The organism is Mycobacterium sp. 852002-53434_SCH5985345 (assembly GCF_001667155.1).
Lineage (GTDB): Bacteria > Actinomycetota > Actinomycetes > Mycobacteriales > Mycobacteriaceae > Mycobacterium.
Genome location: NZ_LZIE01000019.1, coordinates 1 through 23,688, shown reverse-complemented (window position 1 = coordinate 23,688; position 23,688 = coordinate 1). Strand labels below are relative to the sequence as shown.

23 protein-coding genes and 1 pseudogene are annotated in these 23,688 nt (G+C 67.7%); 7 read left to right on the top strand and 17 right to left on the bottom strand.

The features are described from left to right. Positions 1 to 9: 9 nt before the first annotated feature. The 10 genes from A5756_RS25765 to A5756_RS02760 form a co-directional block, all read right to left on the bottom strand. Entirely contained in the window at positions 10 to 348 is a 339-nt protein-coding gene (locus A5756_RS25765; protein WP_066946595.1) for a DUF6285 domain-containing protein, read from the bottom strand. Next, complete coding sequence (locus A5756_RS02800) at positions 348 to 1,334, bottom strand: phosphotransferase family protein (RefSeq protein WP_066946591.1); 987 nt, start codon at positions 1,332 to 1,334, stop codon at positions 348 to 350. Before A5756_RS02800 ends, A5756_RS25765 begins: the two co-directional genes overlap by 1 nt. Next, positions 1,331 to 2,575: an acyl-CoA dehydrogenase family protein gene (locus tag A5756_RS02795; RefSeq protein ID WP_066946587.1), complete on the bottom strand. Its 1,245-nt coding sequence runs from the start codon at positions 2,573 to 2,575 to the stop codon at positions 1,331 to 1,333. Before A5756_RS02795 ends, A5756_RS02800 begins: the two co-directional genes overlap by 4 nt. A 21-nt stretch (positions 2,576 to 2,596) precedes the next feature. Next, positions 2,597 to 3,211 (bottom strand): TetR/AcrR family transcriptional regulator, encoded by a 615-nt coding sequence (locus A5756_RS02790; RefSeq protein WP_082948265.1) that lies wholly within the window; start codon positions 3,209 to 3,211, stop codon positions 2,597 to 2,599. Next, positions 3,211 to 4,107, bottom strand: a complete 897-nt coding sequence (locus A5756_RS02785; RefSeq protein ID WP_066946584.1) for a hydroxymethylglutaryl-CoA lyase — start codon at positions 4,105 to 4,107, stop codon at positions 3,211 to 3,213. The genes A5756_RS02790 and A5756_RS02785 overlap by 1 nt, the downstream gene beginning before the upstream one ends. Next, positions 4,104 to 5,309: a CaiB/BaiF CoA-transferase family protein gene (locus A5756_RS02780; RefSeq protein ID WP_066946581.1), complete on the bottom strand. Its 1,206-nt coding sequence runs from the start codon at positions 5,307 to 5,309 to the stop codon at positions 4,104 to 4,106. Before A5756_RS02780 ends, A5756_RS02785 begins: the two co-directional genes overlap by 4 nt. Beyond that, a complete protein-coding gene (locus A5756_RS02775; RefSeq protein ID WP_066946577.1) occupies positions 5,306 to 6,487 on the bottom strand; it encodes an alpha/beta fold hydrolase in 1,182 nt (393 codons plus the stop codon). The genes A5756_RS02780 and A5756_RS02775 overlap by 4 nt, the downstream gene beginning before the upstream one ends. A 2-nt stretch (positions 6,488 to 6,489) precedes the next feature. Continuing rightward, the gene (locus A5756_RS02770; RefSeq protein WP_066946574.1) at positions 6,490 to 7,581 is read right to left on the bottom strand and encodes a homogentisate 1,2-dioxygenase; all 1,092 of its coding nucleotides are present in this window, start codon (positions 7,579 to 7,581) and stop codon (positions 6,490 to 6,492) included. A gap of 162 nt (positions 7,582 to 7,743) precedes the next feature. Continuing rightward, positions 7,744 to 8,715: an NADPH:quinone oxidoreductase family protein gene (locus A5756_RS02765; RefSeq protein ID WP_066946571.1), complete on the bottom strand. Its 972-nt coding sequence runs from the start codon at positions 8,713 to 8,715 to the stop codon at positions 7,744 to 7,746. A gap of 22 nt (positions 8,716 to 8,737) precedes the next feature. Continuing rightward, entirely contained in the window at positions 8,738 to 9,736 is a 999-nt protein-coding gene (locus A5756_RS02760; protein ID WP_066946568.1) for an acryloyl-CoA reductase, read from the bottom strand. A gap of 22 nt (positions 9,737 to 9,758) precedes the next feature. On the opposite strand from A5756_RS02760, the gene A5756_RS02755 reads away from it, so the two are divergent. Continuing rightward, the gene (locus A5756_RS02755; RefSeq protein WP_066946565.1) at positions 9,759 to 10,616 is read left to right on the top strand and encodes an oxidoreductase; all 858 of its coding nucleotides are present in this window, start codon (positions 9,759 to 9,761) and stop codon (positions 10,614 to 10,616) included. Here A5756_RS02755 and A5756_RS02750 read toward each other — a convergent pair. The 3 genes from A5756_RS02750 to hisN form a co-directional block, all read right to left on the bottom strand. Beyond that, positions 10,609 to 11,814, bottom strand: coding sequence for an acyl-CoA dehydrogenase family protein (locus tag A5756_RS02750; protein WP_066946562.1), 1,206 nt, complete (start codon positions 11,812 to 11,814; stop codon positions 10,609 to 10,611). The two genes, A5756_RS02755 and A5756_RS02750, sit on opposite strands and share 8 nt — an antisense overlap. Positions 11,815 to 11,834: 20 nt before the next feature. After that, a complete protein-coding gene (locus A5756_RS02745) occupies positions 11,835 to 13,244 on the bottom strand; it encodes an acyl-CoA dehydrogenase family protein (protein WP_066946558.1) in 1,410 nt (469 codons plus the stop codon). A gap of 84 nt (positions 13,245 to 13,328) precedes the next feature. Continuing rightward, positions 13,329 to 14,117, bottom strand: coding sequence for a histidinol-phosphatase (gene hisN, locus A5756_RS02740; RefSeq protein ID WP_066946554.1), 789 nt, complete (start codon positions 14,115 to 14,117; stop codon positions 13,329 to 13,331). A 33-nt stretch (positions 14,118 to 14,150) separates the two neighbouring features. Between hisN and A5756_RS02735 the strand changes: the two genes are divergently transcribed. After that, a complete protein-coding gene (locus tag A5756_RS02735) occupies positions 14,151 to 14,480 on the top strand; it encodes a hypothetical protein (protein WP_066946551.1) in 330 nt (109 codons plus the stop codon). A gap of 81 nt (positions 14,481 to 14,561) precedes the next feature. Here A5756_RS02735 and A5756_RS02730 read toward each other — a convergent pair whose 3' ends face one another. Genes A5756_RS02730 through A5756_RS02720 form a run of 3 tightly spaced genes read right to left on the bottom strand, consistent with a single transcriptional unit; the run spans position 14,562 to position 18,307 of the window. After that, positions 14,562 to 15,356 carry a slipin family protein gene (locus A5756_RS02730; protein ID WP_066946548.1) on the bottom strand — a complete coding sequence of 265 codons (795 nt, stop codon included), beginning with the start codon at positions 15,354 to 15,356 and terminating at the stop codon, positions 14,562 to 14,564. Continuing rightward, complete coding sequence (locus A5756_RS02725; RefSeq protein ID WP_066946545.1) at positions 15,353 to 15,979, bottom strand: hypothetical protein; 627 nt, start codon at positions 15,977 to 15,979, stop codon at positions 15,353 to 15,355. The genes A5756_RS02730 and A5756_RS02725 overlap by 4 nt, the downstream gene beginning before the upstream one ends. 3 nt (positions 15,980 to 15,982) lie before the next feature. Further along, positions 15,983 to 18,307, bottom strand: a complete 2,325-nt coding sequence (locus A5756_RS02720; protein WP_066946542.1) for a nitric-oxide reductase large subunit — start codon at positions 18,305 to 18,307, stop codon at positions 15,983 to 15,985. Positions 18,308 to 18,502: 195 nt separating this feature from the next. Here A5756_RS02720 and A5756_RS02715 point away from each other — a divergent pair, with 195 nt between their 5' ends. Next, a complete protein-coding gene (locus A5756_RS02715; RefSeq protein WP_066946779.1) occupies positions 18,503 to 19,300 on the top strand; it encodes a universal stress protein in 798 nt (265 codons plus the stop codon). Positions 19,301 to 19,318: 18 nt separating this feature from the next. Continuing rightward, positions 19,319 to 19,735: a group III truncated hemoglobin gene (locus A5756_RS02710; RefSeq protein ID WP_066946538.1), complete on the top strand. Its 417-nt coding sequence runs from the start codon at positions 19,319 to 19,321 to the stop codon at positions 19,733 to 19,735. On the opposite strand, the gene A5756_RS02705 is transcribed toward A5756_RS02710, so the two are convergent. Continuing rightward, positions 19,736 to 21,103, bottom strand: coding sequence for an FAD-dependent oxidoreductase (locus A5756_RS02705; RefSeq protein WP_066946534.1), 1,368 nt, complete (start codon positions 21,101 to 21,103; stop codon positions 19,736 to 19,738). Between the two features lie 163 nt (positions 21,104 to 21,266). Here A5756_RS02705 and prfB point away from each other — a divergent pair, with 163 nt between their 5' ends. From prfB to A5756_RS02690, 3 genes and pseudogenes are all read left to right on the top strand, one after another. After that, the gene (prfB, locus tag A5756_RS02700) at positions 21,267 to 22,373 is read left to right on the top strand and encodes a peptide chain release factor 2 (protein ID WP_066946531.1); all 1,107 of its coding nucleotides are present in this window, start codon (positions 21,267 to 21,269) and stop codon (positions 22,371 to 22,373) included. After that, positions 22,363 to 23,358, top strand: coding sequence for a mechanosensitive ion channel family protein (locus A5756_RS02695; RefSeq protein ID WP_066946526.1), 996 nt, complete (start codon positions 22,363 to 22,365; stop codon positions 23,356 to 23,358). Before prfB ends, A5756_RS02695 begins: the two co-directional genes overlap by 11 nt. Beyond that, a pseudogene (locus A5756_RS02690) lies at positions 23,355 to 23,688 on the top strand (hypothetical protein); the annotation flags it as partial. The gene A5756_RS02695 and the pseudogene A5756_RS02690, both read left to right, overlap by 4 nt.

Genomic DNA, 23,688 nt, shown 5'->3' with positions numbered 1-23,688 from the left:
ATCTCGCTCCTATTCGCTGGCATATCCGGGGTGGGCGGCGGCCACCCGGCGCCGCACCAACGTGCGCAGGCAGGCGGTGACTTCCAGGGCCCGCCCGTCCATCTCGCCGGCCCGAATCGCGGCGGCCAGCTCCTCCTCGTCGGCGAACCCGAGGTCGGCCAGCGCTTCGCGGGATTCGGCCTCGCTCTCGTCGAGCAGCTCGCGCTCCACGATGCGCAGCGCGTTGGCGGCCACCCTCGCATGGAAGTTGACCTGCCCGCTGGTCGCCGCCCGCACGTCGTTCTCCAGGAATTCGGCCACCGCGGCCACCAGCTCGGCGGCGAGCGGGCGCCCGTATGCGCCGATCATCAGGCCGCCCCTTCGAGCAGGTCGAGCAGGTCCCACTCGGTCTCGCACACGCGGCGGCCGATCGTGGCCAGCTCCACCGAGCGGAACTGCCCGCTCAAATGCCGCTCCGCCTGGTAGCGGCAGATGACGCCCCAGCGCAGCGTGGCCAGCACCAGCCACCAGTGAAACGCCACCCGGTCGACGCTAGTCCCGCCGGCCTGCTCGTAGGCGTGCAGGAAGCTTTCGATGCTGCCGAGCCCGCCGGCGCCGAGGTTGGCCGGGGCGCCGAAGCGCCAGGCGCGGATGCAGAACCAGGCCAGGTCGTCGTACGGGTCGCCGCGGTGTACCAGCTCCCAGTCGAGGACGGCGGCGAGGCGGGACCCGTCGACGATGAGGTTGCCCATGCGGTAATCCCCGTGCACGAGGACGTCCGCCGACGGCTCGGGCCGGTTGGCGCCCAGCCAGCGAAACGCCCATTCGAAGGTGGCCGTGGTGTCACCCATGGCGTCGAGCCGCTCACGCCACTGCGTGAGCGGGTCCTCGCGGGTTAGGCCGGGAATGTTCGGGTCGGCGCGGTGGATGGCGGCCAGGGCCTGCGCGCATTGCCGCAGCAGCTGCCCGCGGGCCGCCTGCCCGCCCGCGGCGTCGAGCTGACGCTGAATGCGCCGGACGATGGTCTCGCCCGCGATCTCGTCGCAGATCAGAAACGGATTGCCCAGTGCGGCAACCGAATCGTCGGCGATGAGGACGTGGGGGACCGGTGCGCCCGCCGCCGCGGCGGCGGCCTGGGCGCGTGCCTCCAGCTCCATGCCGGCGTGGACGTCGTCGGGCGCGCCGGTGCGCAGGATCAGCGCGTGGCGTCGCTCCCCGGCGACCGCGTTGAACGCCCACGTGGAGCGGCTGGCGCCCCCGGTCAGCACGCGCAGGTTCTCAATCGCGACATCGGCACCGAGGACCGGCGCCAGCGCCGCGGCGATCTGGGGGGCCAACTCCTCGGTCGATGTCACTTGCCAAACTTAAACAGCCGCTGCGCCACCCGGCGAATCTGGATCTCCTCGGCTCCCTCGGTGATCCGGTAGCGACGGTGGTGGCGGTAGATGTGCTCGAACGGCTCGTGCCGGCTGTAGCCGAGGCCACCGAAGATCTGCATGGCCCGGTCGGCGGCGTCGCAGACGAGTCGGTTGGCGCGGTAGTTGGCCATCGACACCTTGTCCGAGACCTCCATGTGGTGGTCCCGGTCCAGATGCCAGGCGGCATAGGCCACCAGCAGCCGCACCATCTGCGCTTCGGTTTGCAATTCGGCCAGCGGCCATTGCACCGCCTGGTTGACCGACAGCGGCTTGCCGAAGACGGTCCGTTTGCCGGCGTATTCGGCGGCGCGGTCGATGCAGTACTGGGCCGCGCCCAGGCTGCTGGCCGCCTGCCGAATCCTGTTCTCGTGCAGGAACGTCTGCGCGACCTCCAGGCCGCGGTCCACCTCACCGAGCACCGCGTCGGCGGGGACGCGGACGTCGGTCAACTGAACTTCGCCATGGTCGGTCGGCATGTTGAACGTCCACCAGTAGTAGGGGACGGTGAACCCGGGCGCATCCGTCGGCACCAGGAACGCCGTGATGCCCCGCGCCTGCCCGGGCTCTCCGGAGGTGCGCGCGAACACCAGGTCGTGGGTCGCGCGGTGGACCCCGGTGTTGAATCGCTTGGCGCCGTTGATCACCCACCCTCCAGGTTCCGAGCCGTCGGGCTGCGCGCGCGTCTCCAGCCACGTCGCGTCCGAGCCGTGCTGGGGCTCGGTCAGCCCGAACGCCATCGAGCGTTCCCCGGTGATCAGCGCTTCGGACCAGAGCCGTCGCTGCTCGTCGGTGCCGAAGCGCTCCATCATGATCACCTGCGGGAAGTTGCCGACGATCGAGGATTCGTTCTGCAGGTCGTTGTGCAGGCCGAGGCCCTTGTGCGCCAGGTGCTCCCGGATGACCGCCATGTCGACGTTGGTGCCGTCCCGGCCGCCCAGCGACGCCGGCAGCCCGTACCGCAGCCAGCCCGCCTGGTCGGCCCGCCTGCGCATCTCCGCGAGCAGATCCTCCCATTCGCGCGTCGGGATGCCGTCGTTGTCCCAGTCGGTGCGGGCATGTTCGCGGCGCTTGTCGAAGTACTGGATGTGGTCACGCTCCAGCGGTTTGATCTCCGCCTCGATGAATTCGTCCATCTGCGCGAGCAGACCCGGAAGGTGTTCGGGGAGTGTGAAATCCACAGTTTTCTCCTTCGAAAAGGCTCAAGCGCCGTAGAGGGTTTTCTTCCAGATCGTCGACAGGGTGGCGATGGCGTCCTCGTCGCTGATTTTGATGCCCAGGTTGGAGGGACCGACGAAGACGGTGGTGAAGTTCTCGAACAGCAGCGCGATGGCCGCCGCGGTGTGTTGCGGGTCGAGCTCGGTTCCGTAGCCCTGCTCCTGGGCGCGGCGAACGGAGGCGGCGACGATGTCCATGCCGAAGCGGCGGAATTCGTTCTGGACGGCCGCGAAGCGCCGCTGGGTGGCGGCCAGCTGGGCCACGGCGATCATGATGCCGATGTTTTGTTTGAACATGTTCCAGTACCCGGTGACCACGGAGGTGAAGAAGGCGTCGTCCTCCGGAGAGTCCGGTAACTCGAGACTCAAACCCGACGGCGTCACGACATCGTGCAGGAAGGACTCCGCGAGGGCGGCGAGCAGGTCTTCCTTGTCGGCGAAGTACCGGTAGAACACCGCGGGCGACTTGCCGGCAGCCGACGTGATGTCGGCCAGCGTGGTCCCGTGAAAGCCGCGCTCGGCGAACAGCTTTCGGGCGGCCAGCTCGATGGCCTGCCTGGTCTGGCGGCCCTTGGCGGTGCGCGCTTCCGGTGCGGGCATCAGGTCCGCATCCGGTCGCCGGCGCGCAGCAGGGCGCTCGGCAGATCGTGGCCGACAACGGATTTGGCGACGTCCGCCGCGGCGATGGCGGCCTGCAGGTCGACGTCGACGTCGATGCCGCTGTCGCGCAGCAGGTACACCAGATCCTCGGTGGCGATGTTGCCGGTGGCACCCGGGGCGAACGGGCAGCCGCCCAGCCCGCCGACGGAGGAGTCGAGCCGGGTCACCCCGGAGCTGACCGCGGCGTAGGCGCTGGCCAGCCCCGAGCCGCGGGTGTTGTGGAAATGCCCGCCCAGCGGCAGGTCGCCGATCACCGGACGCAGTTGCGCGATAAGCGAACTCACGCGCCCCGGGGTGGTGGTGCCGATCGTGTCGGCGATGGAAAGGCGGTCGGCGCCCCGGTCGCGCGCGGCCGCGGCGATGTCGAGCACGCGCTCGGGCGGGGTAGGTCCCTCGAATGGCGAGTCCCACGCGGTGGCGATGACAACCTCGACGGTGACGTCAGCGCCGTGCGCGATGGCGACGATCTCGTCGATCGTCTTGGTGGCCTCGGCGCTGGTCCGCCCGACGTTGGCCTGACTGAACGTGTCGTCGGCGGCGACCACGTACTCGATCGAGCGCAGCCCCGCCGCGACGGCGCGCTTGGCGCCGTTCGGGCTGGCCACCAGGGCGGAGAACTCGATGTCGGGGTAGTCGTGCAGGTGGGCGGCGAGCTCGGCGGCGTCGGCCATCGACGGCACTTTCGACGGCGAGACGAACGCCGTGGCCTCCACCTCGCGGACCCCGGTCGCGGCGACCGCGGCCAGCAGTTCGAGCTTGGCCGACAACGGAATCGGCGTTTCGATCTGCAGGCCGTCGCGCAGCGCGACCTCGCGGATGACCACGTGTGCGTTCACAGCACCTCCTCGGCCCGTAACTCTTCGAGTTCCGCCGCGGTCTTGCCCAGCAGCCCGATGTAGACGTCGTCGTTGTGCTGGCCCGGACGGGCGGGCCCGGCGTTGCGCACGCGGCCCGGCGATTCCGACAGCACCGGCACGATGCCCGGCCCCAGAACGTCCCGCCCGAGCCTTTCATCGAAGTGTTCGACCAGCATGCCGCGGGCCCGCAGTTGCGGGTCGTCGACCACCTCCGCGACCGTGTTGATCGGCCCGGCTATCACCCCTGCGGCGCTGAGGGTTTCGATGATGTCGCCCGGCTGGCGGTCCGTGGCCCACGCGCCGATGATCTCGTCGAGTTCATCCTGATTGCGGCCGCGCGCGCGGTGCGTAGCGAACCGGTCGTCGATGGCCAGCTCCGGGCGCCCCATCGCCTTGCACAGCCGGGCGAAGACGGTGTCCTGGTTGGCGGCGATCACCACCCACGAGCCGTCGGCGCTGCGGTAGATGTTGGACGGCGCGATGCCCTCGAGCCGGGTGCCCGACGGCCCGCGCACCACGCCGCCGACGTCGTAGTCGGGGATGGTGGATTCCTGTACGGCCAAACAGGATTCGGTCAGTGCGACGTCCACCACCTGGCCGCGCCCGGTAATGCTGCGACGGTACAGCGCCGCCATCGCTCCCTGGGCGCCGAACATGCCGGCCAGGGTGTCGCCCAGCGATAGCGCCAGCCTGGGCGGCGGCCCGCCGGGGAAGCCGTTGAGATGGCGCAGCCCGCTGGCCGCCTCGGCCACCGAGGCATACCCGGCCTTGTGGGCGTCGGGGCCGGTCTGGCCGTAGCCCGACACCCGAACCAGGATGATTCCCGGGTTGCGGGCGCTCAGCACGTCGTAACCCAGCTCCCATTTTTCGAGCGTCCCCGGGCGGAAGTTCTCCACGATGATGTCGGACTTCTCGACGAGGTCGCAGAACAGTTCACGGCCACGTGGCCGGCGCAGGTCGAGGGTGATCGCTCTCTTGTTGCGCGCGTGCACCGTCCAGAAGACGTGCTGCCCGTCGAGCTCGGCCTGGCCCCAGGTGCGCAACGGGTCCGGGGCGCCGGGGGGTTCCACCTTGATGACGTCGGCGCCCATGTCGCCCAGCAGCCGTCCGGCGAAGGGGCCCGCGATCAGCGTGCCCAGCTCGAGCACCCGGACCCCCTCCAGCGGTCCGGTGGGTGTCACTGCGCCCCCGCGAAGTCGTGGCGGACCAGCCAGTCGGTCGCGATGTCGACGGCCGCGCGCAGCTTGTCGCGCTGATCGAGGCCCGCGTAATAGTGGGTGGCGCCGGGGATTTCGTGCATCTCTTTGTCATGATGCCCGATCGCGTTGAAGAGCCGCCGCGTGTGGCTGGGCGTGCAGGCGTCGTCGGCCAGGTTGCCGATCACCAACGCAGGGACGGCGATGTCGGCGCCGCAGGCCACCCCGTCGCCGCGGGCGTCGTCGTAACTCCATTGCGAGAGCCAGCCGCGCAACGTCGAGAAGCGGGCCAGCCCGACCGGGCTCATGTTCACCACCTGAGGATCCCCCAGGTAACAGGTTCCCGGGGTGCGTTCGTTGGGATCGACGGTCGGGTCCAGCCAGCGCGGGTCGGCCATGGTGCCGTGCACTACGAAACAGAACTCCTCGTCGGGACGTCCGGCGGCCTTCAGTTCGGCGAGCTTGCCCTTGACCCACGCGGTGATGCGGCGGTTGCGTTCGATCTGTGCATTGCGGTAGCGGGCCAGGAATTCTTGGCTGTATGGCGGCTGGTTCGGGTTATCCGGGTTGTACAGGTCGAGCTCGGGATCGCGTTTGGTGGGGTCGGATTCGTCGAGGATCGAGGCGTCGAGCCATTCGGTCAGCGTGCCGTGCCGGCTGATGTGCGCCGCCAGCAGCATGATGCCGTCGGCGGGGATCAGGTCCAGGGCGGTCAGGTCGGGGCCGTCGCCCGACGGGCTCGAGGTGATGGTCGGGTGCTGGGCCTGCTGCTGGTAGAACATCGACAGCGAGCCGCCGCCGCTCCAGCCGGCCAGCACCACCTTCTCGTAACCCAGCCGCTTCTTGGCGTCCTTGATGCACTCGCCGAGATCCTCGACCACCTTCTCCATCAGCAGCGCGGAATCGGTGCCGCGGAACCGGCTGTTGCAGTAGATGACGTGATGGCCTGCCCGGGCCAGTGCGTTGATCATCGGCAGGTAGGCCCCGCCGCCGATCGGGTGCATGAACACCAGCACGGTGTCCGACGGCTTGTCCACCGGCCTGAGCAGGTAGCTCTCCAGCACCGTGATCTCGGCCAGGCCGCCGTAGACGTCGCGGACAGCGGAATTGTTCTGGAAAGCAACGAGATAGGGGATTCGCTCGTATTCGTGGCGGGTCGTCATGGTCAGTGTTGTCCTAGGTCGTGGGCCAGCACCTCGGGCGAGGGGGTCAGGCGTCGGCGGGTATCGACGGCGATCACTTGCCAATCGACGCGGGAGTAATCATCGAACTTGCGGCGCGCCCGTTCCCGCGCCTTCTCCGGTGCGCCGTGGTGGACGCCTTGCGGCGCATGGGAAATCAGGCCGGGGGGCATCGGGATGCCGTAGAGCGAGCCGCCGTGGAAGAAGGCGATCTCGTCATAGTCGACATTGCGGTGATACCACGGGGTGCGCTCGGTGCCGGCGACGCCTTCGGCGGGTTTCGGCAGGAAATTCATCACGTAGACGCCGGTGGCCTGCATGAACAGATGGACCGTCGGCGGCAGGTGGACGCTGTCGGAGGTGACCACGTTGTAGTCGGCGATGTTGAACGTGAACGGGAAGTTGTCGCCGCGCCAGCCTTCGATGTCGAGCGGATTGTGTTGGTAGAACAGCGTTGTGGGGCCACCTTCATGGATGAGCCGGACCTCGTACTCGTCCCTGCCGTCGTCCTCGATGGGTGCAGGGTCGGGGATGGTCATCTGCGACGGGTCGAACGGGAAGTGGCGGCCCAGCGGCCCGGCCGGCGGCACCCGGAACTCGTCGGTGGCCTCGACCATCAGCAGGGTGGTTTCGCTGTCGGGCACCTGGCGCCTGGTGCACGCCTTCGGGATGTAGACCCAGTCGCCGTCGGAGTAGCGCAGTGGCCCGAACTCCGTTTCGATCAGGCCGGCGCCCTGGTGGACGAAGCACAGCAGGTCGCCGTCGACATGGCGGGTGTAGAACGGCATCGGCTCGTGGCGGCGGCTCAACAGGATTCGGCAGTCGGCGTTGCTGAACATCAGCAGGGGACCGCCGCCGGCGTCGGTGGCGTCGCTGGGCTTGAGCTGGCCGGCCAGCACGTCGACGGGGCGCAGCGGGCCGACCGACCGGTAGGCGGTGGGGTCGTGGCGGCGGTAGAGGTTCGCCGTGCGTCCGGTGAATCCGCCCCGGCCCAGCTCGTCGTCCTTGAGCCCGTCGAGGTCTGCGTGCAGGCGGCGCGGTGTCTTCCCTTTTCGCAAGTGGACGAAGGATTCCATGGCTGACCTCCGGCTCGGACGACGGATAAAACTGAAAGTGACATTACTTTTTGTTTCCGTGCCGCACAAGGGCCGGCGCCGTCCGCGAGACATAATCCGTTGCGACCCGATTCGGCGTGTCTTCGCCGACGTTTATGTGTCGCCGATCAACGGCCCATCGCGTCAGTCGCGGACGCGCACCACGACCTTGCCCTTGGCGGTGCGGTTCTCCAGGGACGCGACCGCCGCGGCGGCGTCGTCCAGGGGATAGACCTCAGGGTTGGGCGGAGCCAACTGACCCGAGGCGAGCAACTTCTCCAGTCCGGCCCACTGCTCGGCCAGCGCGTTCGGATGCGTCGCCGTCCAGGCGCCCCAGCCCACGCCGACCACGTCAATGTTGTTGAGCAGCAACCGGTTCACCTTCACGGTGGGGATGTCGCCGCCGGTGAAACCCACGACCAGCAGCCGGCCGCCCGGGGCGAGCGAGCGTAGCGAGTCGGTGAACCGGTCGCCGCCGACCGGGTCGAGCACGACGTCGACGCCGCGGCCGCCGGTGAGCTCCTTGACCGCGTCCTTGAACCCGTCGGCCAGCACCACATCGGTGGCCCCGGCGGCGGTCGCGACGTCCGCCTTCTGTTCGGTGCTGACGACCGCGATGGTGCGCGACGCCCCGAGCAACGATGCCAGCCGCAGCGTCGAGGTCCCGATGCCGCCGGCGGCGCCGTGCACCAGCACCGTCTCGCCCTGGGCCAGCCGGCCGCGCACGGTCAGGGCGAAGTACACCGTGAGGTCGTTGAACAGCAGGCCGGCGCCCGCCTCGAAACTGACGTTGTCGGGGAGCTTGAACACCCGGTCGGGTTGCAGGATCGCGACCTCGGCCATGCCGCCGGACAGCATCGTCAGTCCGACGACCCGGTCGCCGGCCCGCACGTGTGCGCCATCCGGCGCCGAACGCACGACACCGGCGATCTCGGCTCCCAGCACGAACGGCGGCTCGGGGCGGTACTGGTACAGGCCCCGGGTCAGTAGGGCGTCGGGGAAGGCGGCACCGGCGGCGTACACATCGACGACCACGCCGTCACCCGACGGTTCGTCGATCTCCGCCACCTCGACCGCGTCCGGACCGTCCAGCCGAATCACCCGTGCAGCTCGCATGGTCGGTCAGCCTACTGCCGGCTCAGAATCCGCCCGCGACCCGCACCACCGCCCGCCCGGTGAACTTGCCGGCCCGCACCTGGTCCAGCACATCGACCACATCTTTGATGTCAACGTCGCTGGTGAGTGCGTCGAGATGACGCGGCCGCAATGAATCGCCCAGCAGCGCCCACAGTTTGCGGCGCGGGCCGATCGGCATCTGCACCGAATCCATCCCGAGCAGAGCGATGCCGCGCAGGATGAACGGCATCACCGTGGTCTTCAATCCCGGGCCACCCGTGAGGCCGCTACAGGCCACCGCACCGCCGTAGTCGACGGTGCTCAGCACGTCGGCCAGGGTCGCCCCGCCGACGCAGTCCACCGCGGCCGCCCAGCGCGCCTTGGCCAACGGCCGAGGTTTGGCGTCGGGGTCTTCCGGCAGCCGGCCGATAACCTCCGCGGCGCCAAGCTCTTTCAGCAGCTCGGCCGCCCCCTCCTTGCCGGTCGAGGCGACCACCCGATACCCCTTGGCGGCCAACAGGTCCACGCTGACGGAGCCGACACCGCCGGAGGCGCCGGTGACGACCACCGAACCGGCGCCGGGTTCGATGCCCCAGTCGATCAGCGCCTGCACGCTCATCGCGGCGGTGAAGCCGGCGGTGCCGATCGCGGCGCCCTCGTGCGGGCTCAATGCGCCGAGGGCAACGACCTGGTCGGCCGGCAGTCTCGCGTATTCGGCGTAGCCGCCGTGGTGGCCGGTGCCGATCTGGTACCCGTGGGCCAAAACCTTCTCGCCGACGCTGAAGTCGGGTGACTGCGACTCGACGACCTCGCCGGTCAGGTCGATACCCGGCACCACGGGGTAGCTGCGCACCACGCCGCCGCCGGGGGTCAGCGCGAGCGCGTCCTTGTAGTTGACGCTTGAATAGAGCACCCGGATCGTCACCTCACCCGCCGGCAGGTCCGACTGACTCAAAGTCTCGACCGACGCGGTTATCCGGTCACCATCTTCGCGAGCGACGAGCGCTTGAAACGTGTCCATGCCTCGACGCTAACCTCACGGTATGGATTCCTTTCCACTCGGTCGCTTTTCGGTCTCCCGGGTGGGCTTCGGCGCCATGCAGTTGCCGGGCCCGAACGCGTTCGGGCCGCCCCGGGACCGCGACGAGGCGCTGGCCGTGCTGCGGCGGGCGGTCGAACTCGGCGTCGACCACATCGACACCGCCCAGTTCTACGGTCCCGACGTGGCTAACGAGCTGATCCGCGAGGCGTTGCATCCCTATCCGGAGAACCTGGCACTGGTGAGCAAGGTGGGCGGCCGTCGCGACGACAGCGGCGGCTGGCTGCCGGTCGACGCGCCGTCCGACTTGCGCCGCGACATCGAGACGAACCTGCGTGCCCTCGGTGTCGACCAGCTGGCCGCGGTCAACCTGCGCGTGTTCGAAAGCGACGGGCCGGATCAGCTGTTCGACGACCAGCTGTCGGTCATGATCGAAGCCCGCGACCAGGGCCTGATCGGCGGCATCGGGCTGAGCAACGTCAACCGCGAACACCTACGGCATGCGTGCGAGCGCACGGAAATCGCCTGTGTGCAAAACGCGTTCAATCTGGTTCAGCGCGAGTCGGCGCCGGTTCTTGCCGAGTGCGCGGCGCGCGGGATCGCGTTCGTTCCGTTCTTCCCCCTGGGGGCCGCCTTCATGCGGCCCAACCCGGTGCTCACCCACCAACTCGTGGTCGACGCCGCCGAGCGGCTGGGACGCACGCCGGCGCAGGTCGCGTTGGCGTGGACGCTGAGCCTGGCGCCCAACGTGCTGCTGATCCCGGGAACGTCGTCGGTGCGACACCTCGAGGAGAACCTGGACGTCGCGTCCATCGAACTCGACGGCGACGTGCGCGAGCAGCTGAACGCGGTCGCTATTTGAGCTCGGCCGACGACAACCCGAGCAGGCGGCGGGCGACCACCAACTGCTGGATCTGCTGGGTGCCCTCGAAGATGTCCAGGATCTTGGAGTCGCGCGCCCACTTCTCCAGCATCGATTGCTCGGAATAGCCTGTCGTACCAGCCAATTCGACGGACTTGAGGGTGACGTCGCTGGCCATCCGGCCGGCCTTGGCCTTGCTCATCGACGCCTCTTTGGAGTTGGGGATCTTGTTGTCGGCCTGCCACGCCGCCCGCAGCGCCAGCAGGTAAGCGGCCTCCCAGTCGGCCTCCATCCGCAGGAACTCGGCCGCAGCGGCGCTCTGCGCGTGCGACGGTTTGTCGTAGGAGATCTCCACGCCGGCCTCGGTGAGGATCTTGCGAATTTCCTCGAGGGCGGCCCGGGCGACGCCGATCGCCATGGCCGCGACGATGGGCCGGGTGTTGTCGAAGGTCTCCATCACGCCCGAAAAGCCCTTGCCGACCTCAATTTCGGGGTTTCCCAGCAGGTTTTCCTTGGGGATGCGGACGTTGTCGAACCGGATCGCCGCGGTGTCGGAGCCCTTGATGCCAAGCTTGCGTTCGAGCCGCTCGACGGTGACGCCGGGGTGCTCGCGCGGGACGATGAACGACTTGATCGCCGCGCGCCCCTGCGACTTGTCCAGCGTGGCCCACACCACGATGTGGGTGGCGCGCGAACCGGCGGTGACATAGATCTTCTCGCCGTTGATCACGTACTCGTCGCCGTCCAGCTTGGCGGTGGTCGACACCGCCGCCGAGTCGGAGCCGAAACCCGGCTCGGTGATGGCCATCGCCGCCCACACCTTGCCCAGGCGTTCCAGCTGTTCTTCGGTGGCCACCGCGGAGATGGCGGCGTTGCCCAAGCCCTGGTAGGGGACCGAGAGCATCATCGCGACGTCGCCCCAGCAGGCCTCCAGGGTCTGCAGCAGCGCAGCCATGTTGGCGCCGTTGTGGTTTTGGTCCCGGTCTTTGTTTTCATCGCCCAGGTTGTCGGCCCCGGCGAATTCGATTGATTCCGAGGCGCCAGCGAACAGGTTGTACAGCGTGTCGAGTTCGACCGGGTAGGCGTGCTCCTTGAGGTCGTACTTGCGCGCGATCGGTCGCATCAGCTCCGCGGCGCCCTGATGGGTCTTGACGACGACCGCCTGCAGCTTGCGGGGCAGTTCCAGATTGATTGCCATGGTTGAACTTTCAGCTCGTGTTAGATAACTACGACGCCCTCGGCGACGCCGATGGCCCGCAGGTCGCGGTACCAGCGCTCGACCGGGTGTTCTTTGGTAAAGCCGTGGCCGCCGAGCAGCTGCACGCCGTCCAGGCCGATCTGCATACCCTTGTCGGCGCCCAGCCGCTTGGCCAGCGCCGCCTCGCGGACAAAGGGCAGGCCCTGCTCGGCGCGGGCGGCCCCACGCCAGGTGATCAGCCGGAGTCCGTCCAGCTCGATCGCGATGTTGGCGCACATGAATGCGACGGCCTGACGATGCGCGATCGGCTCGCCGAAAGCCTCGCGCTCCTTCACGTAGGGCACGACGTAGTCGAGCACCGCGTGCGAGGTGCCCACCGCCAGCGCCGCCCAGCCCAACCGGGACAGCGCGATGGCCTCCGAGTAGTCGTCATCGGTCGCCTCGTCCTCGCCCAGCCGCGCGCTCAGCGGGACCGTGACGCCGGACAGCTCGACGTGGCCCAGGGCGGCCGCGCGGATACCCATGCTCGGATCCGCCCTGACGGTAAGGCCTTTCGTCGACGACTCGACGATGAACAGGGCGGGCCTGCCGTCGAGCTGCGCTCCGACGATGAACAACTCGGCGTCGGCCGCCGCCGGGACCAACGACTTCACGCCATCGATGCGGTAGCCGCTCGGTGTGCGCGCCGCGGTGGTCGTCAGACGGGTGGGGTCGAACAGCGGTTGCGGCTCGGCGATCGTGACGCAGGCCTGGGGAACATTCTCGCCGGCGAACTCGTGCAGATAGGTGGCCTGCTGGTCCGCGCTGCCCCAGTGGGTCAGCGCGGCGGCCACGCCGCCGGGGGCCAGGATCGGCAGCGCGAGACCCATGTCGCCGTAGGCGAGCGCCTCGGCCACCAGCACGTTGGTCACGCTGGAGCGGTGCGCGGCGATGCCGTCGAAGTCCTCCGGGGTGTTGATCGCGGTGATGCCCAACTCGGCGGCCTTGGCGATCAGGTCGGGCGGGTAGGTCGCCGCCTCGTCGGCGTCGTGCGCCGCCGGCCGCAACACCTCCTCGGCGAATTCGCTGAGGGTCTCGACGATCATCTTCTGGTCGTCGTCGGGCGTCAGGTCGAAGTAGTCCTTGCCGCTCGACTTCAGCCGGGTCGGTCCGCCGCGCAGATTCTGCAGCCGCTTGAACTGGCGGGAGGCAGTGGCGGCGGTGGAGAAGACGGTCTTGGTGCCGTACTGCAGCCCCCGGTTGACCGGATCGCGCAGGCGGTACTTGTCCAGGAATTCCTGGCCCATCAGCGGAGTGAGCAGCGCGATGGCGATGTCGACGCCGGTGCGCTTGTGGGGTTGCAGCCCGATCCCGCTCTGCTGGTCTTTTCGTTTGCGACGCGGGCGGGCGGATTTCGAAGTCTGTGTTGAACCGGAGCCAGTGTCGGTCATGTCGGCAGCCTGTAGTAGTCGGGGCAGTGCGGATAAACCTATCTTACTCCGGAGTAAGATCACAGAGAACAGTTGTTAACTAATTCACAGACCGCCGGCATCGAGGCCGCGAAGCACGAGTTCGTGCAGCGGCCCGTTGGTCGCCACCGCGCTGCCGCGGTGCGGTCCCGCGACGCCGTCCAGGCCGGTGAACGTCCCGCCCGCCTCGCGCACCAGGATGTCGAGGGCCGCGAGGTCCCAGACGGACACCTCGGGTTCGGTGGCGATGTCGATCGCCCCCTCGGCCACCAGGCAATAGGAGAGAAAGTCGCCGAAGGCGCGCACCCGCCACACCGCGTCGGTCAGCGAGATGAAGCGTTCCCGTAGGCCGCGCTGCGCCCAGCCGGACAAGCTGGAAAACGACAAGCTCGCCGAATCGAGTTGTGCCACAGCGGAAACCGAGAGCCGACGGGGCGGTGCGCCGTCGACCGCGACGAAGGCGCCGTCGCCGCCCGCCGCCCACCACCGACGCTGCAGAGCGGGGGCGCTGACGACGCCGACCGTGGGCACACCGTCTTCGAGCAGCGCGATGAGACTGGCCCAGACCGGCACGCCGCGCACGAAGTTCTTGGTGCCGTCGATGGGGTCGATGATCCACTGGCGTCCGGTGAAGGTGGTGGTTCCGCCGAACTCCTCGCCGACAATGCTGTCGTGCGGCCGCTCGCGGTCCAGCGCCTCGCGCAGCTCGGTCTCCACCGCGCGATCGGCGTCGGTGACCGGGGTCAGGTCCGGCTTGGTGTCAACGCGCAGGTCGAGTGCCCCGAACCGCGCCGACGTCAGCGCGTCGGCGCGGTCGGCCAGCGTCAGCGCCAACGTCAGATCGTCCCGGCTCATGACGCAGTCCTATCACGGCCCTACCATGGCGGCGTGTGGGAATTCGGTGTGCTGTTCCTGTTGGCGGCCGTCTTGGCGGTCGCTCTTGCCCAGCGGTTCCTGCCACGCGGCCCGCGCGGCGAGGTGCTGAACGGTACGTTGCTGGTCACCGGCGTGAGTCCACGCCCGGAGGCCACCGGTGAACAGTTCGTCACCATCGCCGGTGTGATCAACGGGCCCACCGTCAGCGAGCACGCCGTGTATCAGCGCATGGCCGTCGACGTCGACCAATGGCCGACCATGGGCCAGTTGATTCCGGTGGTGTACTCGCCGAAGAATCCGGACAACTGGAGGTTCGCACCCTCCGAGGCGCCCCCGGTGTAGCCCGGTCAGCCGGCCGCGGGCGGGTGCGCCATTACCGCGATGCGAACGCCATAGCTGGGGACCAGATGTGGCGCTTACCTGTCACCCGCGATTGTTGAAGTTGTCGACGATGCCCCGCAGCGCCTCCGGATGCCGCAAGAACGGCGTGATGATGTCTACCGGCAGCGGGAAGACGACGGTTGAATTCTGGTCCGCGCCCAATTCCAACAGCGTTTGCAGGTAACGCAATTGCAGCGAGGCGGGGCTCTTCGAGAGTGTCTCCGCCGCTTCACGCAGCTCCTCGGAGGCCTGCAGCTCCCCGCGGGCGTTGATGACTTTCGCGCGGCGTTCCCGTTCGGCCTCGGCCTCGCGCGCCATCGCCCGCTGCATCGACTCGGGAATCTCGACGTCTTTGATCTCCACGACCCGGACCTGCACGCCCCAGGGCTCGGTCTGCTTTTCGATGATCGTGCGCAGATCGCTGTTGAGGTCCTCCCGGTGTGCCAGCAGGGTGTCCAAATCGACCCGGCCGAGCAGCGAACGCAGCGTGGTCTGGGCGATCTGGGAGGTGGCCACCGCGTAGTTCTCCACCGCCAGAATCGCTTTCAGCGGCTCCATCACCTGGAACATGACCACCGCGTTGACCCGGGCTGGCACGTTGTCGCGGGTGATCACCTCCTGAGGGGGGATGGTCAGCGTCACCAGCCGCTGGTCGACGCGGATCATCTTGTCCAGAAAGGGGATAAGGAGACGAAGCCCGGCACCGTAGAGCGGGCGCACATGCCCCATCCGGAAGACGACTCCGCGTTCGTACTCGCGCAGCACTGCCAGGGACCACCGCGCGAGCACGGCAAGCGCGACAATCCCGGCGACAACGACGATCACAACGGTGGTCATGTTGGCTTGCCCTCCTTGCTTTCCCAGCCGCCCCAGCGGGTGGAATACCTGTCTATCGCCGCGGCCGCCTGGTCCTCGAGCGCGGTGCGGTGCGGAAGGTGCTCCGGCGCAGTGGACGGGGTGTTCCACAAGTGGCGGACCAGCGGCTGGCCGAGCAGCGCGACAACCCCGATGGTGCCGGTCAAGACCAACACGTCGGCACCCGAGTGGTTGGCGACCAACATGGCCAGCGGCAACACGATGCCGAAGGCGGCCACGCAGCAGGCGATCCCGCGGTGGAACCGCCCAGCATCCGAGTGCGGCCACGGGTCCACCTCGCGGCTGATCTCCCGGCCGTGATCGGACGTCGTACAGCTGGACTTGACGGGACAGCTGTTGCACACCACCGGTTGGGCGCGATATCGCATGACCCGGTGCCGCGGATCGAACGAAGTCGGCCACAGCCAGTGGTCCTGTGGACACACCCAGGCGTCATGGTCGGGGCGGTAGGTGAATTGGCCTGTGCGCCAACGGGCCGCGCGCGCCGACGCCCGTCGGGCCATCGAGTCGAAACTCCACCCGATGGCCAGCAGGCCAAGGGAATACCCGGCGATCAGCCATACGGAGGCGGCCGGCTGAGTCACCGGTCAGTCCCTCGCCGACACCGCGGCACCGGTCTCCGGCTCGGTCGGGGCTTCGACGTACAGCGGATGTTCGGGCAACTCCTGCACCGTTGAACCCGTCCGGAAGTTCCGCAAGGCCGTCCATGCGATCCAGACGAACGGCAGCACACCGCCGACGATCAGGATGACGTCGCCGGGCAGCCGGAGCCATTCCAGGACGGCGTTGCCGGGCCTGGTGATGTAGCCCAGGGAGCGCGCCTCGAAGTAGCCGTCGTTGACCGAGTGGTAGAGCTGCAGGACGCCCAGCGGCAGCAGAGTCACGAACACCATCCACGCGAGACCAATGTTCATGCACCAGAACGAGGTTCGCGCCAGCTTCTCCGGCCACTTGTCGGCCGGGATCACGTAGCGGAACGCGAACATGGCCAGGCCGACGGCGAGCATGCCGTAGACGCCCATCATCGCGCCGTGGGCATGGTTGGCGGTCAGCGCGGTGCCGATCTGGTAGTAGGACACGATCGGCAGGTTGATCAGGAAGCCGAAAATGCCGGCCCCCAAGAAGTTCCAGAATCCGACGGCGACCAGAAACATGACCGCCCAGCGATGCGGGAAGGGCTTGCTGTCGCCGGACTGCTGCCGCGAACCCAGCTGCAGGAATGCCCACGCCTCGACGGTGAGAAAGGTCAACGGAATGACCTCGGCCGCCGAGAAGAACGCGCCCAGCGCCATGTGTTCCACCGGCGTGCCCGAGAAGTACAGGTGGTGCATGGTGCCGATGACCCCGCCCGCGGAGTACAGAATGACGTCAAGGAAGATCACGCCCAGCGCGATTCGCTCGCGCACCACGCCGAGCAACACGAACATGTAGGCCACCATCACCGTGGTGAACAACTCGAGGAAGTCCTCGACCCACAGGTGCACCACCCAGAACCGCCAGAATTCGGCGACGGTGTAATGCGTGCCGCTGCTTGCCAATAGCCCGACGGTGTAGAACGCCGGGATCGCCAGCCCGGAGAAGAAGAACAACCACGGCATGTTCATCTTCGATTCGCCTTTGAGCCGGGCACGCATGCCCCGGAAGATGATCGCAATCCACACGAACAGGCCGATGATCAGCAGGATCTGAAACAGCCGCGGCAGATCGAGATACTCCCACTGCTGGGACAGCAGCCCATGCGGGATCACTCCGTAGATGGAGAGTGCCTCGCAGATCAGCGATCCGAACACCACCACCGCGACCGCGCCCAGCAACACGTAGGCCAGCAAGCCCTGACGGCGCGGCTCGCGGCGCGCGATGAACGGCACCAGGAAGATGCCCCCGGCCAGGAAAGCCGCCGCGGTCCAGAACAGTGACAGTTGCACATGCCAGGTGCGGGCCAGGTTGTACGGCAGCACCCGGGCCAGATCCAGCCCGAAAAAGTTCGACAAGTCGGCCCGGTAATGCTCGGCCGCCGCGCCGAGCAGCGTCTGCGCCAAGAACAACACGGACACGATCGCGAAGAACCAGATCGTGGCACGCTGCGCGGGCGTCAGGCTCACCTCACCCGGCTGGCGGAAGGAAAGCGTGGACGACTCTGCGCCGTGCCAGCCGACCTTCTGGCTCCAGCGCCCGTAGACCGCGAACATGACGCCGATTCCGCCCAGCAACGCAATCAGCGACAGCGCCGACCACACGATCACCGCCGCGGTGGGCCCGTTGTCGACGCGGGATTCCGCCGGCCAGTTGTTGGTGTAGCTGTACTTGTGGCCGGGGCGTTCGGCCGCGCCCGCCCAGGCCGTCCACGCGAAGAACGCGGTCAGGTCGTGGATCTGCGCCTTATCCGTGATCATCTGGGGGAGCAGCCCGTATTTGGTCGAGTTCTCGCCGAAGAAGGCGGCGTAGTGGCGCTGAATGTGGTCGAACGCCGCGGCCTGCCGGTCGGTGAACACCAACGTTTTGGTGGTGCCGTTGTAGCGGTTGGTGCGAAATTCGGTGACCACCCGGTCACGCGGATCGGCCACCCCCTGCGCCCGCAGCTGATCGCCGACGTCCTGCGTCGCCATCCGCAGGTATTCCGCGGTGTAGTCGGGCCCCAGGTAGGCGCCATGCCCCAGCACCGAGCCGTATTCCATGAGGCCGCGCGTCTGGTAGAGCTCCTGCCCACGGGTGATGTCGTCGCCGGTGAACAGCAGCTGGCCCGACTCGTTGACGACCTTGTCCGGCATCGGCATCGACGCCGAGTACGTGCGGTAGGCCAGGATGCCCATGACCAGGAAGCCGAAAATCATCACCAGGGCGACGCCCTGGATCCAGCCTTTGCCGACCAGGGGCTGCGAGGATGCTTGTCGAGCGGCCTGTTGAGCGGCCATCTGCGAGTCTCCCGTCTTCAAGCCTGAATTCGGTTGTCGTGCCGGGGCAAAGCCAACATCGCCCTCGCCGCTCCCTAGGGGCCAATGGCCTCGATTTCGGGACCAATGCCCCTGGGACAGAGGCATTCCCGGTCATACGGTCGTGGCTGAGCGACGTGAATGTTCCCCGCGTACAGCTCAGCAGAGGAGACCGTGATGAGCAATAGCTATCCGGGTCCGGCAATCGTCGTAGGGGTGGACGGGTCGAGGGCGGCGAGGCAGGCGGCTCTGTGGGCGGTCGATGAGGCGGCCGGCCGGGATATCCCGATGCGGTTGGTGTGCGTCGTCGATCCGCAGGACGCCCCCACCGCACAGGCCTGCGAGACGCGCCTGGCCGGCGCGCGGACGGCGCTGGCCGACGCCCATCGGTCCGTCGACGCCACCGGCGTTCGCGTCAAGGTCGAAACCGAGATTGTTTGCGGGAGGCCGCTGACCAAGCTGACCGAGGAGTCTAGGTCGGCGGCCATGATGTGTATCGGTTCGATTGGCCTCAACCATGCCTGTCACGGCGAAACCTCCGTCGCAACCTCCTTGGCCCGCTCGGCACAGTGCCCGGTGGCCGTGATCCATCAGCCGGCGAGACGGTCGGCGCCTCCGAAGGTCGCCAGCGTCGTGGTCGACGCCGGCAACGGCATGGTGCTGCGGTACGCGTTCGAAGAGGCGAGGCTGCGCGGGGCGACACTGCGCGCGCTCTGGGTATGCCAGGGTGCGGACGCGCACGATGCCGGCGACGGAACGCGTTCGGCGCAAGCGCAATTGAGTCGACGGCTCGCGCGATGGACGCGGCTGTATCCCGACATCCGGGTGGAGTCCGCGATCGTGCGGGGCAGTGCGGAGCAGTACATCGGCGCCCACCCCGAAGCGGGCCAGTTGTTGGTCACCGACTGTCATACCGCTGAGCCGGCCTGCAACGCGACGCATTCCGTGCTGGCGATCCGGTGCAGCAACCTGTGACGAATCCAGGAGCTGGCGATGGTTGAAACGGGGGCGGATCTGAGCGACCGCGCCGACGTGGAGGCGTTGCTGCGCCGCTTTTATGGAAGGGCGCTCAACGACGAGGTGTTGGCGGAGCCGTTTGCCGAACTGCGGGCCGTCGGCTTGGACTCACACATTCCGACGATGTGCGATTTCTGGGAGACGGTGCTCTTTCGCGCGGGACGCTACCGGGGTAGTGCGCTGCAGGCGCACCGGGACATTCACCGGCGGACCCCGCTGTCCAACCGCCACTTCCTGCGGTGGCTCACCATCTGGCACGGCACGGTCGACGACATGTACCGCGGACCGGCCGCGGACCGGGCGAAGGTTCAGGCCGCCAGGATTGCCTGGGCCATGCACCGGCGGCTGACCGGGCTCGACGCGCCCGAGCTGCTCGCCACCGTCACCTCCTGATCAACCGTGGCTGATCCGCAGCATCTCCGCCAGGTTGGGCAGCTTGACGCGGGGGCGCCCATGCGGCTCGCCGGCCGCACGCTCATGGCGGTCGATGATCTCCCAGTGCGCCGAGGTCACCAGCTTGGGCTGGCGCGAAGCGAGCCATTCTGCCAACTTGTCGGCGTGGTCCTCGGGGAACTCGGCCAGACCTCCGTCTTTCGCGCGGTCCAGATCGGCGAGCAGGGTGTCGACGGTGTCCTGGGAATCCTTTTTGTTGGTGCCGATGACACCGGTCGGACCGCGCTTGATCCAACCGACGACGTATTCGTTGCGGCTGCCGTCCACCCGGCCCGCGGTATTGGGGATCGTGGCGCTCTTCTCGTCGAACGGCAGCCCCGGGGTCGGCACACCGCGGTAGCCGACCGACCGCACCACCAGCTGAACCGGCAGCTCCTCGCGGTCGCCGGTGTCCTTGGCTGATACCCGCCCGTTCTCGTCGGTCACCAGTTCGTTGCGGCCCAGCACGATGCGTTCCACCCTGTCCTCGCCCTTGATCTCGATCGGCGAGGTCATGAATCGCAGCACGATCCGGCGGTGCCCGGGGCGCGGGTCGCGCTGTGCATAACCCCGGAGCACGTTGATGTTCTGCTTGGCCGTTTTGCCGGCCGCGGCGGCCTCCTCGTCGGTGATGCCCTCCAGCTGGGCGGGGTCGACGATGACGTCAACCCCTTCGAGGTCTCCCAGCTCACGCAGCTCGAGCGTGGTGAAGGCGGTCTGCAGGGGCCCGCGCCGCCCGAGGACCACCACTTCCTCGACGCCGCACGGCCGCAGCGACTCGAGCGCGTGATTGGCAATGTCGGTGACGCCCAGCACGTCGGGATCGGTGACCAGGATGCGCGCCACGTCGAGCGCCACATTGCCGTTGCCGACGACCACGGCGCGGGCGCCCGAGAGGTCGGGCGTCGCCTCCTCGAAGTTGGGATGCGCGTTGTACCAACCGACGAAGTCGACGGCGGCGACACTGCCCGGCAGGTCCTCACCAGGGATGTTGAGCGCGCGGTCGGACTGCGCCCCGACGGCATAGACGACGGCGTCGTAGCGTTCGGCCAGCTCACTGGATTGCACGTGCTCACCGACCACCACGTTGCCGAAGAACCGGAAGCGGGGATCTTCGGCGGTCTTCTCGAACTGCTTGCTGATCGACTTGATCTTCGGGTGGTCGGGAGCCACGCCGGAGCGCACCAGCCCCCACGGGGTGGGCAGCATTTCCAGCATGTCGACGGCTACCTCGACGTCCTCGGACCCATCGGCCGCCTTCAGCAAGGATGACGCGGCGAAGAATCCCGACGGTCCGGAGCCGACGATTGCAACGTGGTATGGGCGCATACTCGACCTTCTATTCGTGCCCGGTTAGCGCGCGGTGGACTGTCGGCGCGCAGCGCGGGGCGCACATGATCGTGACTCGATGCTAAACGCATGACCGCTGGTCGTGGCCTGAGCACTCGCCGGGAGCCGAGGCGCTCGGCGGCTCCCGGTAACGTTGTCCGCTGTGGAACCCGACCGTCAAGCCGATATCGCCGCCCTTGACTCCACCCTGACCACGGTGGAGCGGGTGCTCGATGTGGCCGGTCTGCGCAGCCGGATCGAGAAGCTCGAGCACGAGGCGTCCGATCCCCAATTGTGGGATGACCAGGCCCGTGCGCAGCGGGTGACCAGTGAGTTGTCACACACCCAGGGGGAGCTGCGGCGCATCGAGGAGTTACGGGGACGCCTCGACGACCTGCCGGTGCTCTACGAGCTGGCGACCGAGGAGGGCGCGGCGGACGCGCTCGCCGAGGCGGACGCCGAGCTCAAGGCGCTGCGCGCCGATATAGAGGCCACCGAGGTGCGCACCCTGCTCTCGGGGGAGTACGACGAGCGCGAGGCGCTGGTCACCATCCGATCGGGCGCCGGCGGGGTGGACGCCGCCGACTGGGCCGAGATGCTGATGCGGATGTACATCCGGTGGGCCGAGCAGCACAAGTACCCCGTCGAAGTGTTCGACACCTCTTATGCCGAGGAGGCGGGCATCAAGAGCGCGACCTTCGCGGTGCACGCTCCGTTTGCCTACGGCACGTTGTCCGTCGAGCAGGGCACCCACCGGTTGGTGCGGATCAGCCCGTTTGACAACCAAAGTCGACGTCAGACGTCATTCGCCGAAGTCGAGGTTCTTCCCGTGGTGGATACCACCGACCACATCGACATTCCGGAAGGCGATGTGCGCGTGGATGTTTACCGCTCCAGCGGTCCCGGCGGCCAATCCGTGAACACCACCGACTCGGCGGTTCGTTTAACCCACATCCCAACGGGTATCGTCGTGACTTGCCAGAACGAAAAATCGCAACTGCAGAACAAGATCTCGGCGATGCGCGTGCTGCAGGCAAAGTTGTTGGAGCGCAAGCGTTCCGAAGAACGCGCGGAGCTGGACGCATTGAAAGGCGAAGGCGGCAGTTCGTGGGGCAACCAGATGCGCTCCTACGTCCTGCACCCGTATCAGATGGTCAAGGATCTGCGGACCGAGTACGAGGTCGGCAATCCGGCGGCCGTCCTGGACGGAGACATCGACGGATTCCTGGAAGCGGGAATCCGGTGGCGCAATCGAAAAGATGACGACTAACACAACTCTTCTCGCCTCGACCGCGTCGATAAAGGCGCTGGGCTGGCACGACTTCTGGCGCGGTGACGTCGGGCAATGGATCATCACCCGCGGTCTGCGGATCGTGATGGTGCTGATCGTGGCGGTGTTGGCCGCCCGGTTCGTCAACTGGGTCGCGCAGCAGGTGACCCGTCAGCTCAACCTGGGCTTCGCCGAGAGCGACGCGCTGGTTCGGTCGGAAGCCTCGAAACACCGCCAGGCTATGGCGTCGGTGATCTCCTGGGTGTCGGTGGTGCTCATCGGCATCTGGGTGATGATGCAGATCGCCGACGTGCTGCAGTTCTCGGTGGGGGGACTGGTCGCGCCGGCCACCGTCGTCGGCGCCGCGCTGGGTTTCGGTGCGCAGCAGCTGGTGAGAGACCTGCTGTCCGGGTTCTTCATCCTGGCCGAAAGGCAGTACGGATTCGGAGACCTGGTCACGCTTACCGTCGTTTCCGCGACGGAGGCCAGCGGCACCGTCGAGAACGTGACGCTGCGGGTGACCCGACTGCGCTCGCCGGACGGCGAAGTGTTGACCATCCCGAACGGGCAGATCGTCAAGGTGGTCAACCTGTCCAAGGACTGGGCGCGCGCGGTGGTGGACATCCCGGTGTCCACGAGCGCCGACCTGAACCGGGTCAACGAGGTGTTGCACCAGGAATGCGATCGCGCCATGGACAACCCGGTGTTGGGGGACTTGCTGTTGGACGCCCCCACCGTGATGGGCGTGGAGAGCATCGAAGTCGACACCGTCACCCTGCGACTGGTGGCCCGGACCCTGCCCGGCAAGCAGTTCGAGGCGGGCCGGCAACTGCGTGTCCTGGTCATTCGGGCGCTGGCCCGTGTCGGCATCGTGACTGCGGCGGACGCGACGGTGGGCCTGGTGGATGACCCGTCGGTCCCGGCCGCTCAGGCCGCCGAAGAGCGAATCGACAATGACGTGCAAGGTGCGGTGCAGAAGCGTTGAAGTTCACCCTGAGCATCTTCGAGAAGCGCAGCGACGACTCGGATGCGGACCGTCGCTGGCCGCAATACATGTTCGGCGGGCGAGTTCGCACGTCGACCTTGGTGTTGATCGTCGCTTTTTTCGTCGTGTGGTGGGTCTACGACACCTACCGTCCGGAGCCGGCGCCCAAGCCACCGGCGCAGCAAGTGGTGCCGCCGGGTTTCGTGCCCGACCCCAACTACACCTGGGTGCCGCGCAGCCGCGTGCAGCAGCCGCCGCCCACCGAGGCCCCCGGCCGGGCGCTCCCCCAGCGCGTCACCGACCGCCACCGGCACGGCGTCGTTGAGGACC

Bases quoted from the DNA above. Each gene is read 5' to 3' on its own strand.
- A5756_RS25765 (WP_066946595.1), bottom strand. From the start codon at position 348: ATGATCGGCGCATACGGGCGCCCGCTCGCCGCCGAGCTGGTGGCCGCG.
- A5756_RS02790 (WP_082948265.1), bottom strand. From the start codon at position 3,211: ATGCCCGCACCGGAAGCGCGCACCGCCAAGGGCCGCCAGACCAGGCAG.
- A5756_RS02775 (WP_066946577.1), bottom strand. From the start codon at position 6,487: ATGACGACCCGCCACGAATACGAGCGAATCCCCTATCTCGTTGCTTTC.
- A5756_RS02770 (WP_066946574.1), bottom strand. From the start codon at position 7,581: ATGGAATCCTTCGTCCACTTGCGAAAAGGGAAGACACCGCGCCGCCTG.
- A5756_RS02765 (WP_066946571.1), bottom strand. From the start codon at position 8,715: ATGCGAGCTGCACGGGTGATTCGGCTGGACGGTCCGGACGCGGTCGAG.
- A5756_RS02760 (WP_066946568.1), bottom strand. From the start codon at position 9,736: ATGGACACGTTTCAAGCGCTCGTCGCTCGCGAAGATGGTGACCGGATA.
- A5756_RS02755 (WP_066946565.1), top strand. From the start codon at position 9,759: ATGGATTCCTTTCCACTCGGTCGCTTTTCGGTCTCCCGGGTGGGCTTC.
- A5756_RS02750 (WP_066946562.1), bottom strand. From the start codon at position 11,814: ATGGCAATCAATCTGGAACTGCCCCGCAAGCTGCAGGCGGTCGTCGTC.
- A5756_RS02745 (WP_066946558.1), bottom strand. From the start codon at position 13,244: ATGACCGACACTGGCTCCGGTTCAACACAGACTTCGAAATCCGCCCGC.
- hisN (WP_066946554.1), bottom strand. From the start codon at position 14,117: ATGAGCCGGGACGATCTGACGTTGGCGCTGACGCTGGCCGACCGCGCC.
- A5756_RS02730 (WP_066946548.1), bottom strand. From the start codon at position 15,356: ATGACCACCGTTGTGATCGTCGTTGTCGCCGGGATTGTCGCGCTTGCC.
- A5756_RS02720 (WP_066946542.1), bottom strand. From the start codon at position 18,307: ATGGCCGCTCAACAGGCCGCTCGACAAGCATCCTCGCAGCCCCTGGTC.
- A5756_RS02715 (WP_066946779.1), top strand. From the start codon at position 18,503: ATGAGCAATAGCTATCCGGGTCCGGCAATCGTCGTAGGGGTGGACGGG.
- A5756_RS02710 (WP_066946538.1), top strand. From the start codon at position 19,319: ATGGTTGAAACGGGGGCGGATCTGAGCGACCGCGCCGACGTGGAGGCG.
- A5756_RS02705 (WP_066946534.1), bottom strand. From the start codon at position 21,103: ATGCGCCCATACCACGTTGCAATCGTCGGCTCCGGACCGTCGGGATTC.
- A5756_RS02695 (WP_066946526.1), top strand. From the start codon at position 22,363: ATGACGACTAACACAACTCTTCTCGCCTCGACCGCGTCGATAAAGGCG.